Annotated in this window: 13 protein-coding genes, 1 tRNA gene and 1 riboswitch; of the genes, 6 read left to right on the top strand and 8 right to left on the bottom strand. The window is 46.2% G+C overall.

Annotated elements, in window-relative coordinates:
* Nucleotide 1 precedes the first annotated feature (1 nt).
* Entirely contained in the window at nt 2-1,831 is a 1,830-nt protein-coding gene (locus H7F26_RS13045; RefSeq protein WP_011197796.1) for an assimilatory sulfite reductase (NADPH) flavoprotein subunit, read from the bottom strand.
* Nucleotides 1,832-2,151: 320 nt separating this feature from the next.
* On the opposite strand from H7F26_RS13045, the gene H7F26_RS13040 reads away from it, so the two are divergent.
* Together H7F26_RS13040 and H7F26_RS13035 are read left to right on the top strand one after the other, a co-directional pair.
* Nucleotides 2,152-3,042 (top strand): LysR family transcriptional regulator, encoded by an 891-nt coding sequence (locus tag H7F26_RS13040; protein WP_017474212.1) that lies wholly within the window; start codon nt 2,152-2,154, stop codon nt 3,040-3,042.
* Nucleotides 3,043-3,177: 135 nt separating this feature from the next.
* A complete protein-coding gene (locus H7F26_RS13035; protein ID WP_225852966.1) occupies nt 3,178-3,537 on the top strand; it encodes a hypothetical protein in 360 nt (119 codons plus the stop codon).
* Between the two features lie 86 nt (nt 3,538-3,623).
* On the opposite strand, the gene H7F26_RS13030 is transcribed toward H7F26_RS13035, so the two are convergent.
* A complete protein-coding gene (locus H7F26_RS13030) occupies nt 3,624-4,202 on the bottom strand; it encodes a maltose acetyltransferase domain-containing protein (RefSeq protein WP_017474214.1) in 579 nt (192 codons plus the stop codon).
* A 33-nt stretch (nt 4,203-4,235) separates the two neighbouring features.
* Complete coding sequence (locus H7F26_RS13025; RefSeq protein WP_061565996.1) at nt 4,236-4,415, bottom strand: hypothetical protein; 180 nt, start codon at nt 4,413-4,415, stop codon at nt 4,236-4,238.
* A 173-nt stretch (nt 4,416-4,588) separates the two neighbouring features.
* On the opposite strand from H7F26_RS13025, the gene H7F26_RS13020 reads away from it, so the two are divergent.
* From H7F26_RS13020 to H7F26_RS13015, 3 genes are all read left to right on the top strand, one after another.
* Nucleotides 4,589-4,661: transfer RNA gene (locus H7F26_RS13020), tRNA-Val, on the top strand.
* Nucleotides 4,662-4,853: 192 nt separating this feature from the next.
* Nucleotides 4,854-4,937 carry a putative holin-like toxin gene (locus H7F26_RS22160; RefSeq protein WP_016885898.1) on the top strand — a complete coding sequence of 28 codons (84 nt, stop codon included), beginning with the start codon at nt 4,854-4,856 and terminating at the stop codon, nt 4,935-4,937.
* Between the two features lie 601 nt (nt 4,938-5,538).
* Nucleotides 5,539-6,525 carry an arabinan endo-1,5-alpha-L-arabinosidase AbnA gene (locus tag H7F26_RS13015; RefSeq protein WP_009328769.1) on the top strand — a complete coding sequence of 329 codons (987 nt, stop codon included), beginning with the start codon at nt 5,539-5,541 and terminating at the stop codon, nt 6,523-6,525.
* 304 nt (nt 6,526-6,829) lie between these two features.
* Here the strand turns inward: H7F26_RS13015 and H7F26_RS13010 are convergent, their stop codons facing one another.
* The 3 genes from H7F26_RS13010 to H7F26_RS13000 form a co-directional block, all read right to left on the bottom strand.
* Nucleotides 6,830-8,203 (bottom strand): serine hydrolase, encoded by a 1,374-nt coding sequence (locus H7F26_RS13010; RefSeq protein ID WP_017474216.1) that lies wholly within the window; start codon nt 8,201-8,203, stop codon nt 6,830-6,832.
* Nucleotides 8,204-8,378: 175 nt separating this feature from the next.
* The gene (locus tag H7F26_RS13005) at nt 8,379-8,663 is read right to left on the bottom strand and encodes a hypothetical protein (RefSeq protein WP_009328774.1); all 285 of its coding nucleotides are present in this window, start codon (nt 8,661-8,663) and stop codon (nt 8,379-8,381) included.
* Nucleotides 8,653-9,222 carry a MarR family winged helix-turn-helix transcriptional regulator gene (locus tag H7F26_RS13000; RefSeq protein ID WP_011197790.1) on the bottom strand — a complete coding sequence of 190 codons (570 nt, stop codon included), beginning with the start codon at nt 9,220-9,222 and terminating at the stop codon, nt 8,653-8,655. Before H7F26_RS13000 ends, H7F26_RS13005 begins: the two co-directional genes overlap by 11 nt.
* Before the next feature lie 173 nt (nt 9,223-9,395).
* Between H7F26_RS13000 and H7F26_RS12995 the strand changes: the two genes are divergently transcribed.
* The gene (locus H7F26_RS12995; protein ID WP_011197789.1) at nt 9,396-10,586 is read left to right on the top strand and encodes a DUF819 family protein; all 1,191 of its coding nucleotides are present in this window, start codon (nt 9,396-9,398) and stop codon (nt 10,584-10,586) included.
* Between the two features lie 45 nt (nt 10,587-10,631).
* On the opposite strand, the gene metC is transcribed toward H7F26_RS12995, so the two are convergent.
* Together metC and H7F26_RS12985 are read right to left on the bottom strand one after the other, a co-directional pair.
* A complete protein-coding gene (gene metC, locus H7F26_RS12990) occupies nt 10,632-11,807 on the bottom strand; it encodes a cystathionine beta-lyase (RefSeq protein WP_009328782.1) in 1,176 nt (391 codons plus the stop codon).
* Complete coding sequence (locus tag H7F26_RS12985; RefSeq protein ID WP_009328785.1) at nt 11,797-12,921, bottom strand: methionine biosynthesis PLP-dependent protein; 1,125 nt, start codon at nt 12,919-12,921, stop codon at nt 11,797-11,799. The genes metC and H7F26_RS12985 overlap by 11 nt, the downstream gene beginning before the upstream one ends.
* 64 nt (nt 12,922-12,985) lie before the next feature.
* Nucleotides 12,986-13,102: riboswitch (SAM riboswitch) on the bottom strand.
* Between the last annotated feature and the right edge of the window lie 9 nt (nt 13,103-13,111).

The raw sequence follows: 13,111 nt of genomic DNA, 5'->3' as shown, positions 1-13,111 counted from the left end.
ATCAGTATACATCGCGCTGATAACGTTTTTGCTTTTTCATTTCTGCGAGGTAGGCTTCAGCTTCCTCACGGCTTTTGCCGCCTTCTTTTTCGATAATTTCAAGCAATGCGTTTTGAACATCTTTGGCCATGTTGTTCTTGTCGCCGCAAACGTAGAAAGCCGCTCCCTCTTCAAGCCACTCAAACAATTCTTTGCTGTGCTCCAGCATGCGATGCTGTACATATACTTTTTCTTCCGTATCCCGCGAGAACGCGACATCCATTTTTGTCAGCACGCCTTCACTCAGCCACTTTTGCCATTCTGTCTGATATAAGAAATCAGTGACAAAATGCTGATCGCCGAAGAACATCCACGATTTCCCCGATGCTCCGGTTTCTTCGCGCTCCTGCATAAATGACCTAAACGGCGCAACGCCTGTGCCGGGACCGACCATGATAATCGGAGTCTCCGGATTCTCCGGCAGCTTAAAGTTTTTATTCGGCTGAATGAAAACAGGCAGGGTGTCGCCAGGCTGCAGACGTTCGGCACATAATACCGAGCAGACCCCTTTTCGGTCTCTGCCGTGCGCATTGTAGCGGACAGCACCGATCGTCAAATGCACTTCATCCGGATTTGCAGCGAAGCTCGATGCGATCGAATAAAGCCGAGGCGGGATTTTTCGAAGAATCGATACAAATTCCTGCGGAGCTGCTGCGATCGGACCGAAATCTCGCACAAAATCAATCAGGTCGCGGCCAGCGATATACGCTTTTAATTGATCCGCATTTTCCGGAGCGGCAAGCTCGCGCAGCTTTTCATTTTCAATGATTTCTGCCGCCTGCTGAATGAATTTCTTTGTCAGCACCGTAATTTCATAGTAAGAAGTCAACGCTTCTTTCAAAGAAAGGTTTTCCCCTTGATCAACAGCAACGGCAGCATTCGGATCCCATTTCAGCTCTTTCAGCAGCATATCGACGAGTTCAGGGTCATTTTCCGGAAAGATGCCGAGCGCGTCGCCAGGTTCATAAGTCAAACCTGAGCCTTCAAGCGATAATTCAAGATGGCGCGTTTCTTTATTTGATCCGCGGCCGTTTAAATTCAAATTTTCCAGCACTTCCGCTCTGAACGGATTTTTTCTCGAATATACTGTTACTCCTCCCGCGGCTTGCGGAGCTGCCGTTTGAGCAGGTGCGGCGCTTGCGCCCTGTTCCTGTCCTTCGTTTAAGCTTGAGATGACACCGTCAAGCCATGCTGCAGCCGGCTCATCATAATCGAGATCGCAGTCGACGCGCGGATGGAGCCTTGTGCCTCCAAGCTCACCAAGCCGCTGGTCGAACTCTTTTCCGGTCTGGCAGAAAAATTCATACGACGTGTCGCCAAGAGCCAGCACAGAATAACGGAGATCATCGAGCTTCGGAGCCCGTCTTCCATGGAGAAACTCATGGAATGACAGCGCGTTGTCCGGCGGATCCCCTTCACCGTGCGTGCTGACGACGATGAGAAGGTTTTTTAGTTTCTTCAATTGGTTCGGCTTAAAATCGCTCATTGAAGAGACGGTGACTTGAAATCCCCGTTCTGTAAGCGTCTTAGCCGCGTTTTCGGCAAGTCCCTGTGCATTTCCTGTCTGCGATCCGAATAAAATGGTCACTTCTTTGGAAACAGGCTGAGCCGGGCTTGCAGCAGGAGCTTCCGCCGGCAATGTTTCAAGAGCCGCCGCGGCATCGGCGGTTTGCACAGCTGCCAGATAACCGCTCAGCCAGGCTTTTTGTGATGCCGTCAAAGTTGGCAGAAGACGGTTGAGGAGCTCTGCCTGCTCCTGATTAAAAGGACTGTTCATTACCTGAAGTTGCAACGATATCCACCTCACTAAGGAATAAAAAAATCATGACTTGTTTTGAAACGGAAAAGGATAATACTCATCATATATCCACTATTCCTATAAATCAAATCGGTTTTATTGACGCAAAGCATCTGTCGATCACGGCTTTTGCTGCTAAGAAACATTGTAAGCGCTCACTCATCACGTCCCCTTTGCCGCGCGGCGTCATCCTGCTTCAAACCAAATATTCCTAAAAAAAGATTCTAATTAAAAGTTTACTGGAATACTCAACATTAGTAAAATATATATTAATTATCACAGCTATTAAGATTTTTAATAAAGGAGAGATTCGTGTGCATTATGATGCGCTGAAGACATTCGTTACCCTTGCAGAAGTCAAAAATTTCACGAAAACGGCCGAGCTTCTTCTCATGTCGCAGCCGAGCGTAAGCATGCACATTAAAAATCTTGAAAAAGAGTTCCAGACGAAATTATTTGAACGCTCTCCGAAATATTTGAAAATCACGCCGACCGGTGAAATTTTATACGACCGCGCCAAACAAATGATCACCATCTATGAACAAACGAGGCAAGACATTCTCGATCACCACAACTCGATCAAAGGCGAGCTGAAAATCGGCGCAAGCTTCACAATCGGCGAATACATTTTGCCATCGCTCTTGTTCGACCTTCAAAAAGAATATCCTGAGCTCGAACTCAAGGCCGTCATTGGAAACACGGAAGAAATCGTGCAGTCCGTCCGCCTGTACAAAGTGGACATCGGCTTGATCGAAGGACAGACAAATGAAAAAGAGCTTTCTGTACACGCCTTTATGCAGGACGAATTGTTTATCGCAGCTTCAAGCGATCACCCGCTTGCCTCCAAACAAGACGTGACAATGGCCGATCTGCAAAATCAAACGTGGGTAACGCGCGAAGTTGGCTCAGGCACACGCGAATACTTAAACCATGTCATCCGTTCAAACGGTTTAAAAGTGAAGTCGTTTCTGACGATCAGCAGCAACCAGGGAATCAAAGAAACGCTCATGACGGGCATCGGACTGTCTCTCCTGTCTGAAAGCGTCATTGAAAGAGACGTACAGCACGGAAACCTTTCCGTGCTCCGGCTGAAAAATCAAACCTTTAACAGGACGCTTTCATATATATACTCACCCGTCATGCAGGACAAAAAAAACGTGAAAACCTTTATTAACGCTTTGAACAAAAAAACAGCTTCGGGATGATGATCCGTTCTTCCTGCCGCTTCACGAATTGTTTGTTTTCGTTTGTCCAATGTGTGAATCATCATTGGAACCGATTGACTAGCGGTCGGTAATCCCATATCCTGGAATCATCACATAGGAAAAGAGATGATGGTTATGAAGTGGTTAGGTAAAAGTTTAGTTGCTTCATCATTACTGGCGGGTATGCTTGCTGTTTCAGGAAGTCCCATGCATGTACAAGCCCAGGAACTCTCTAAAACTGAAAATCTCTCTTCTCACGCATCTGCACAAGGAATCATCGCCCCTCAGGCGATCGTCATCAACAGGCCGATGAAAGTCGGACAGGAAGATCAATACGTCGGCATTTCGAACGTTTCCTACAGCGGCAGCGCCATTACCGTCAGAATCACTTCGGACCGCGTGTACGTAAAAGCCGTCAGCCCAGGCAAAGCGACATTTTCTTATCTCAATTCATTGGGACAGCTGGTCATCAACAATATTACGGTCACCCGATAGCACCTTATCCGCGGGAGGAAACTGCTTCCGCGGATGTTTGATCAGCTCTGACTTTCACCGTGACTATTCCAAAATAAAAACACCAATCACATAGAATTGGTGTTTTTGCCGTCAACGTATTTAAGTATTTTCGCCGGATTTCCGCCGACGATGGCATTGTCCGGGACATCTTTTGTCACGACGGCTCCGGAAGCTATCACTGCATTGTCGCCGACCTTGACGCCGGGGTTGATGACTGCACTGCCGCCAATCCAGACGTTCCGTCCGATGATGACAGGTATCCCGTACTCCGCACCGCTTATCCTTTCGGACGGATCGAGCGGATGGGTCGCCGTATAAATATGAACGCCCGGTCCGAGCATACAATGATCGCCTATCCGGATTTCGCATACATCGAGGAAAACACAGTCAAAATTGGCGAAGAAATTTTCCCCGACATGTATATTAAAGCCGTAATCACAGCGAAACGACGGTTCGATGTGGAGCGTTTCCCCTGTTGAACCAAACAGCTCTTTGATCAGCTTGGTCCTTTTATTGTCGTCGATTTCGTTCGAATGGTTGAATTCATTCGTCATTTTGCGCGCCTTGAGTCTGTCATGGCACAGCACCGGATCAGAAGCATGATAAAGCTCTCCGTCCAGCATTTTTTGCTTTTCTGTCTTCATTGGTTTGATCTCCTTGACTGGATTTTATATTCGCTACATTAATTGCAGCACTAGATTAAACACTTTTGCAATAAAGTAGACATTGATGAGCAGCAAAAGCAAAATCACAGCGCTCCGCTTCTCATGTCTGATTTCATAAACGAATTTCCAAATGAAAAAAATGGCTAAAACGACAATTAAAATACTATCAATGCTTTTAAATATCAGATCCATTCAATCTCCGCTCCCGTTCGATGTCTATATAAGCCAATTTTTTCATAACGTGCGAGAGCCTGCAAGACTCTTTCCCAGTTCTCAAAAAAAATCAAAAAAACTGTTGACGAATCCACCTAATCTGCATATAATAGAACTTGTCAGCAAAACAAATACCCAGTGTTACATATCATGATTCCGTAGCTCAGCTGGGAGAGCGCTACCTTGACAGGGTAGAGGTCGCTGGTTCGAGCCCAGTCGGAATCATACCAAATCGAAACGGCAGGATTTCCAATGGAATTCCTGCCGTTTTTGTGTTTCGTTTTATTTAATTCTCCTCTATCCCGCCTCAACATCAAAAAACAGCCTCAGTGTTTGAAAGAGGTATGGTAAAATATTCTTTGTACAAAGTTTCGGCTCACTCAAGGGAAGCTGGCTCATCCCCTATGAAAGGGGGTGATGCTTATGACGACATTCGAAACAATCTCGTTAATGATTGCTTTTGGCATGTTAATTGCCGTGTTGTCGAAGAAAGAAAAATAGACTTCCCTTGAGCCCTGGTAAAGTTCATAGGGAAAGTCTATTTTAAAATGACTGAGCCAAGCCCTTGTTGGGCCGCTTTGTACACTCGACTCGACTGTTGGCGCAGTCGGGTCTTTTTTATTTTATGCATTTCTTATAGAAAAAATACACCTGAACGTTTAATAAACCGTACGTAGATGACGCGCCTGCGTCTTTTGTGATGCATTATTTTGACAGTCTATCTTCAAATTCATATTATCAATTTCAACCCACTAAATCAACTAAAAGTGTCATTCACCTTCCGGGGCTAATGAAAATATTCGAGGGGAGACCGTGCTTCTTCTTCCAACGCTTTTTATTTTCTCCACGAACATCTCAAAGTTTTTGATAATTCACCTAACCTAAAATGTTCCAATATAAGCCAAAATAATTACATCATCCCTTTTACATTCAGACGATGAAATGACTTTTAGGTGATTGTTTTTTTAATATGGATATTTTCTGGTTTTTTCGTTTTATTTTAGGACTAGAAAACAAGTCCTTTGGCTGATTGAGAGACAGCCAATCCCTGCTAAAATAAAGTTCGTCTTGTTGGGAAATATTTCACAAAAGGGAGGGCCGAATGTTAAAGACATCGAAATTTGAAAGGAGAACAACTGTGGCTAAGACTATCATTTCTGGTTTTATTTTATTTTTTCTGCTTATTTTCTCGGCGGCTGAACCAACATCAGCGGCTTTTTGGGATACAAAAGGAGACAACATTATTCATGATCCTTCCATGATTAAAGAAGGAAATACGTGGTATACATTCGGCACGGGTATCGGCAATGGAATCCGCGTCATCAAATCGACAGACGGAAAAACATGGAGCGCAGCGCCAAGCATATTTGCAACTCCATTATCATGGTGGAAAAAGTACGTGCCGAACCATGAAGAAAACCAATGGGCGCCTGATATCAGCTATTATAATGGACGCTACTGGCTTTATTATGCGGTATCAGCGTTCGGCTCGAAAAATTCAGTGATCGGACTGGCTTCAACAGACCGACTCTCTACCGGAAAATGGCGCGATGACGGGCTTGTCATCCGGACAACGCCTGCGAACGATTATAATGCGATCGACCCTGAGTTAGTCATTGATAAAGAAGGAAATCCGTGGCTGTCCTTCGGATCATTTTGGGGCGGCATCAAGCTGACAAAGCTTGATAAAAACACGATGAAACCTACAGGAAAGCTTTATTCCATCGCATCAAGGCCGAACAATGGAGGAGCGGTTGAAGCGCCGTCTATCACATATAAAAACGGCTACTATTATTTATTCGTTTCGTTCGATAAATGCTGCCAAGGTGTGAACAGCACGTATAAAATCGCTTACGGCCGCTCGACAAAAATCACGGGGCCTTACTATGACAAAAGCGGCAAGAAAATGACGGAAGGCGGAGGCACAATCCTCGACTCCGGAAACGACCAGTGGAAGGGCCCGGGCGGCGCGGATATAGTGAACGGCAACATCATCGTCAGACATGGGTATGATGCGCTTGACAACGGGGCGCCTAAGCTGCTGATCAATGATTTAAACTGGGATTCTAAAGGTTGGCCGAAGTATTAGTTATTAAACCGAGCAGATGTTTTCTGCTTGGTTTTTTCTGTTGCTTTAGCAGTTCCATATAAACGCTTTATCCCAAAATGATCATGCCACTATATTCATCACCCAGGGCTCTTTCAACAGGTTAAATTTGTTCAGCCTCATTAACCTCCTTATAGATGGAGCACCTTTACCATGAATATCCGATTGATGCTCATCAGGAAATTCAGCCGGGCAGATATCCCCGAATTGCATAGTCAACCTTCAAACGATAAATTTCCTTCTGACAGACAACAGACACAGGCCGCCAAACGCTCAATCAAAACGGTCATACCTTGCTGTTTGCTTCCACTATCCGCACCGCTTCTTCCTCTGCGCCATTTTGATAAATAATCAACCGGGTTGCGACACCATCCTCCAAAATAAATTCCACTTCAACAGACAATGACCTGAGAAAAAAGCGCGTTTCCGAGGCTGGAAATAATTCAAAACGGATCTGTCCGGTGATTTGCATATAAATCCGGCCCTTATCAACTGTCACATCAGCGGCGGTGCCATCCTGAAGTGAATAACTTCCGACATATCTTTTGTAAATGGCCGGATCGATCTCTTTTTTCTTTTTATCGGCAGGGCGATCAGGGATTTTGTAGGCCTTGTCAAACAGGATATTTTCAACGGCTTCAAAGATGGCCTGTTCATATTCATCATCCTGTTCCACATTGCTCAAATAAATGAAGGTTTTTCGTTGATCGATATATCGGATCATTACGGTTGAATAGCCTGGCCAGCCGCCGCTGTGACCGACAATTCTCCCTGTTTCAGGACTATCCCGAAGCACCCATCCACACCCGTAATCTATAGACTCTCCGTTTTTCAGAGACGCGGGAGAAAAAGCAAGCTCTTTTGAGACTTGATTGATCAAACAATCTGTATATAAGGCTTGATCAAACAAATATAAGTCATGAATGGTTGAGTTTACGGTTCCGTCCCCCTGAATCCCGTCAAGATAGCAGACATATTTTGTTTCTTCAAGGTCATCAGGCAGAACGTACTGTGCTGTATGCACGTCATACACATATCCATACGCATAGTTCTCAATGGTTTCAGGCTGCAGCCTTCTGTTATAAACCCTTGAGTTCCGCATTTTCACCGGTTCAAAGATGTTTTTTTTCATATATTCTGCAAAACTCAGACCTGATGCCTTTTCAATGATAACCGCAAGCAGCACATATCCCGTATTGCTGTAAAGCCAACCTTCACCCGGGGCAAAATAGCGTTGCGGATGATGATTCATCAGCATATCAACGATATCTTGATTAACAGCAATCTTGTTATGATCCCAATGTTGTAGAAACCACTCCATATAATCGGGCAGACCCGACGTATGTGTCAATAAATCGCGAATCGTTACGCCCTGGTAGGGAAACCCGGTTATCCACCGTTCTACGGGATCCTCGATTTTCAATTCCCCTTGCTGGGCTAATTGAAGGATGCCCAAAGCAGTGAACGGCTTGGATAGCGATGCTAATTCAAATAAGGAATGTTCCTGCAATAAACGCTTATCTGCCAAGTTTTCATATCCGAAGGCGCCTTGATAAAGAATGTCTCCGTCTTCAGCGACTAGCACTGCCGCGTTGATCTGACCTTTTTCTTTTAACACACTAAACAGGTTAACAAGTTGTTCTCTTTTGTTCTGTTTCACTTTTCCACCTCCCTTTCTTTATACGCATATGGAAATATGAGGTTTCAACTAAAAAAAGACAAGACTGGCTTCTTGTCTTTGAAATCACTATTCTACAATTCAATAAGTTTCTGAACATCCTTGTCGCAAGTCATTGATTGATCTACGATACGATCCATTAGACGCACAATGAATGTCAAATTGACTTTTGATTACGGCGAAAAAATGTTGCAAACAGCAATAAAACGTTGCTTAAAAGACTTGCGGCCCCTAACCAGACGAGCCATTCTGCGTTTGTCCCCCAGGAACATCCAATAATGATCAGAGCAATGCAGCTTGAGAAAAAGGGGCCTGTCCTGTCTAATTTTGTGCCGCGGCGAATGGTTTCCTTTGTCTGGCGGAATTTATCTTTTGCATGATAGAACTTCTTCTTTGCCTTGATTTTAAAAGTTGTTGCTTTTACATAAAGATCACTTTTCATCGTTTTCTCCTCCATAGCGGCGTTTCTCAAATTCTCCGAGAATCCTTTCTGTATCTAACGAATTCCCCACGCCAAGCTGAATGTTTGCATTCTCCTCAAAACCGTCATGTTCCTCACCGTCAAAACGGTAAAGCTTTTGCAACAGCCGCCAAAATGTCGCAACCTCTTCGGATGTAAATTGCTGAAACAAGTCGGCCAGGAAATAGACGGACCTTTCGGAACACTCCACCAGCGCTTTCTTTCCTTCAGCGGTCATTTCAATATTAATGGAGCGTTTGTCTTTTTGGCTTGGCACTGATTTGACATAGCCTTTTTTGACCAGACCAGTCATCAGCTTGTTGGCGGTCTGTTTGGTTGTGCCAAGCTTTTTGGAGATATTCGTAAGCGTGGCAGTTTCAGGCGGCAAATGCGCGATAGCGATGAGCGCCATGTGTTGCCTGGCAGTTAATATTTCCATATATTCGTCACCGCGGGTTTGCACCTTATTGACAACCGAAAACAATGTCGCATAGCTTTGCTGCATCAAATGTAATTCGTTGATTAAGCCGTTGATATCCATTTGTTCTCTCCTTTGAATATAGTCAACATGCTGACAAATGTACAATACCCTCTTTCTGCAATTTTGTCAACATGGTGACTTTTTTTATGATCATTGATCAATTAGGCATTCCGTTTTACACTATTTAATTATCAGATAATTCAAAACACTAACCGGAAACAGGGGGTTTTTTTATGAATTCTTCATTGATTTCACCGGATGACGTGTGGGTGCTTTGGGGATTTATCGCGGTGTGGGCTGCTGTGAGTATTTATTTAGAGCAGCGGTTTCGCTGGGCTGCCGCTGTATCGGGGGCCGTATTGGCACTGGGCGGATCGATGCTGTTTACTAATGCAGGGATTCTTCCGGCCGAGTCGCCCTTCTATGATGCGGTGTGGTCCTATGTTGTTCCGCTTGCGATTCCTTTGCTGCTTTTTCAAATCAATGTGCGGAAGATCCTGAAAGAAAGCGGCAGACTTTTGATGATGTTTTGCATCAGCGCGCTGGGCACTGCGGCCGGAAGCGTCATTGCTTTTTTTCTGTTTAAGGATCAGATTCCGCACCTTGATAAAATCGGCGGCATGATCAGCGCCTCTTATATCGGGGGAGGCGTGAATTTTGCAGCGATGGCCGCCAAGTTCTCAACTCCCGGTGAGTATGTATCATCGACGGTGGTTGCGGATAATTTTATGATGGCTTTTCTTTTTTTCATTTTAATGGGGATACCGGCGCTAACATGGTTTCAAAAACGCTTCGGCGTTCAGGAAGTGGCGGGCGGCCGCGAAAATCAGGCGGAAGCCTATTGGAAGAGAAAAGACATCTCCTTGCAGGACATCGCTTTAAACATCGGAACCGCCTTTGCGATCGTTGCTGTGTCTGTAAAAGCAGCGGCTTTTTTCAAGGAACGTTTTTCTTCTGACGGCGGATTTCAGTTTCTTGCCTTTATTCTGGGCGACCAGTTCCTGCTGCTGACGACGCTGACAATTTTGCTAACGGTAGTGTTTCCCCGCTATTTTGAACGGCTGCGCGGCTCACAGGAGATCGGGACTTATTTGATTTACTTATTCTTTGTCGTGATTGGCATTCCGGCGGATTTGCGGATCATCCTCATGAACGCCCCGCTCCTCCTGGCATTTGTCTTTGTGATTGCCATGTCCAACCTGCTCGTATCGCTCTTCTGCGGAAAGCTGTTTCGTTTTCGGCTCGATGAAATTCTCTTGGCTTGCAACGCATCTGTCGGCGGACCGACGACAGCGGCGGCGATGGCGATTGCCAAAGGCTGGCGGGGCCTCGTTGCTCCCGTAATGCTGGTCGGGACGTTCGGATATCTGATCGGCAATTATGTCGGCACCTTCTTGGGCACATGGTTTTCCACCCTGTTATAAATGGCAAAAAAAGGCGCGGATTCCTTGACGAATCCGCGCCTTCTTTTATGAACGGGCAAGCGCTCCGGATACGGCTTCCAACGCTTGGGCAAAGTCCGCCTGTAAATCATCGGCATTTTCGACCCCGACGCTCAAGCGCAGAAGTCCGTCGGTAATGCCCCGTTTTGTGCGCTCCTCCTTCGGCATGGCGGCGTGCGACATTTTTGCCGGATAAGAAAGGATCGACTCCACAGCTCCAAGACTGACGGCGAAGACAGGGAGAGAGACATTTTCCACAACCTGTTTGACTGCTTCCGCATCCTCAAGTTCAAAAGAAAGGACCGCACCTGCGCCGTTCGCCTGGTGTTTGTGGATCGATGCACCCGGATGCGAAGACAGCCCTGGATAATACACTTGTTTGACGGCCGGATGTTTTTCGAAAAATTCGGCGAGCTGCTGAGCCGTCCTGCTTGCTTTTTCAAGCCGCACTTGGAGCGTCTTCAGCCCTCTCAGCACAAGCCAGCAGTCTTGGACGCCGAGAACAGCGCCGAACGAATTTTGCAGCTTATAGAGTTCTTCGCCGAGCTTTTTGTCTTTCACGACGGCAAGGCCTGATAATACGTCGCTGTGTCCGCTTAAAAACTTCGTCGCGCTGTGAAGCACAATATCGACGCCGAGCTCAAGCGGTCGCTGCAACGCCGGGGTCATGAACGTGTTGTCAAGGAACGTCAGACAGCCGTGCGCCTTGGCAAGCTTGACGACCCCTCTAATATCCGTAATGCCGAGCGTCGGATTTGACGGTGTTTCAAGATAGATGACTTTTGTGTTTTCCTTTATGTTTAAAGCAATTTCATTTAAATCCGTCATATCGACGAAAGTATGTTCAATCCCAAAGCGGCTCAGCACTTCCGTAATCATCCGGTAAGTGCCGCCGTACACATCTTTTGTGACGAGCACGTGATCGCCCTTTGACAAAAGCAGAAAGGCGGTGGAAATCGCAGCCATGCCGGATGAAAAAGCAAATCCTCTCGTCCCTCCCTCAAGCTCGGCTATCGTGTCTTCAAGCGCCTTCCTTGTCGGTGTGCCTGACCGGCTGTAGTCATATTCGCCGAATTTGTCAAAAGAATCTTGATGAAAGGTTGATGCGTGCTGGATCGGCACGCTGACGGCTCCGGTTGCTCCGTCCGTTTTATTTTGGTTATGAACAAGCTTTGTTTCAAGCGTCCAGTTTTCATGACTCATGCGGAACCGCCTCCCCTTTCACTTTTTCCAGCGCAGCTTTGAGATCCTGCTTCAAATCGGAGACGTGCTCGATTCCGACTGAAAAGCGCAGAAGCCTGTTGCAGACGCCGTTTGCAATTCGGATGTCTTCCGGGATATCCATGTGGGTCTGTGTCGCCGGGTAGGTGATGAAGCTTTCGACTCCGCCGAGGCTTTCGGCGAAACAGATCGTCTTGAGATTTTTTAGAAACGGATTGACCCATTCTTCTTTTTGAACGCGGAATGACAGCATGCCGCCTTTTCCCGGATAAAGAACATCGGCAATTTCCTCCTGCTCTTCCAAAAAGGCCGCGAGCTCCCGCGCGTTTTCCTGATGCTGTCTCATCCTAAGAGCGAGCGTCTTCAACCCTCTCATTAAGAGCCACGAATCGAACGGCGATAAAACCGCGCCGATGGCATTTTGGTGCTGGAACATTTCCTCAGACAGCTCTTCGCCTTTTGCGACGACAAGCCCCGCCAAAAGATCGTTATGACCGCCCAAATACTTCGTCGCGCTGTGAATGACAAGATCAGCGCCTAGCTCAATCGGCCTTTGCAGAACCGGTGTATAAAACGTATTGTCGACAATGAGCAGCAAGTCGTTCTCTTTGGCGATTTGCGCAATTTTTTGAATGTCTGCTTCCTGCATGAGCGGATTTGTCGGCGTTTCTACAAACAGTGCCTTCGTATTGTCCGTGATTTTCGACTTGATACAGTCTTCGTCTGAAAAATCATCGTATAAAAAGCGCAGTCCGTATTTCTTCCATTCGTTTTCAAAAAGGCGGTATGTTCCCCCGTATAAATCGGATGAAACGATGAGCTCATCCCCGCTTTGAAACAGAGCCATGATCGTCTGAATGGCAGCCATACCAGAACTGAACGCAAAGCCGCGCGTTCCCCCTTCTAGTTTCGCGATTGCATCTTCTACAAGCTGTCTTGTCGGATTTTTTGTGCGAATGTAATCAAATCCTGTGGATTCCCCGATTCCTTTGTGCCTGTACGCAGAAGAGAAATAAACGGGAGGATTGACGGTTCCGGTTATTTCGTCACTGCGGTTGCCGATTTGCGCCAGCGTTGTTTGTACATGTTCAGTCATATGACACCATCCTTTAAAAAGTAAAAACCCCTTCTTCATAAGAAGAAGGGGGATTATTCGCTTCTTCTTATCTTCCAAGCATCCGCTTGCTGGATTTAGCACCTTGGTGCACTGACGTCGTCAGTGCAGACCGGTTGCTGAGGTTTCAAAGGGCCAGTCCCTCCACCTCTCGTGATAAGAATCTCTTCAA

Origin of the sequence: Bacillus sp. PAMC28748 (assembly GCF_014250415.1) — a bacterium.
GTDB classification, from domain to species: domain Bacteria; phylum Bacillota; class Bacilli; order Bacillales; family Bacillaceae; genus Bacillus; species Bacillus licheniformis.
This window is presented reverse-complemented; position numbering and strand designations above follow the sequence as displayed.

Excerpts from the sequence above, each read along its gene's own strand:
- metC (WP_009328782.1), bottom strand. The coding sequence starts at position 11,807 with ATGAGTCATGAAAACTGGACGCTTGAAACAAAGCTTGTTCATAACCAA.
- H7F26_RS22160 (WP_016885898.1), top strand. The coding sequence starts at position 4,854 with ATGCTTATGACGACATTCGAAACAATCTCGTTAATGATTGCTTTTGGC.
- H7F26_RS13005 (WP_009328774.1), bottom strand. The coding sequence starts at position 8,663 with ATGAAAAGTGATCTTTATGTAAAAGCAACAACTTTTAAAATCAAGGCA.
- H7F26_RS13000 (WP_011197790.1), bottom strand. The coding sequence starts at position 9,222 with ATGGATATCAACGGCTTAATCAACGAATTACATTTGATGCAGCAAAGC.
- H7F26_RS13025 (WP_061565996.1), bottom strand. The coding sequence starts at position 4,415 with ATGGATCTGATATTTAAAAGCATTGATAGTATTTTAATTGTCGTTTTA.
- H7F26_RS13015 (WP_009328769.1), top strand. The coding sequence starts at position 5,539 with ATGTTAAAGACATCGAAATTTGAAAGGAGAACAACTGTGGCTAAGACT.
- H7F26_RS13030 (WP_017474214.1), bottom strand. The coding sequence starts at position 4,202 with ATGAAGACAGAAAAGCAAAAAATGCTGGACGGAGAGCTTTATCATGCT.
- H7F26_RS13035 (WP_225852966.1), top strand. The coding sequence starts at position 3,178 with ATGAAGTGGTTAGGTAAAAGTTTAGTTGCTTCATCATTACTGGCGGGT.
- H7F26_RS12995 (WP_011197789.1), top strand. The coding sequence starts at position 9,396 with ATGAATTCTTCATTGATTTCACCGGATGACGTGTGGGTGCTTTGGGGA.
- H7F26_RS12985 (WP_009328785.1), bottom strand. The coding sequence starts at position 12,921 with ATGACTGAACATGTACAAACAACGCTGGCGCAAATCGGCAACCGCAGT.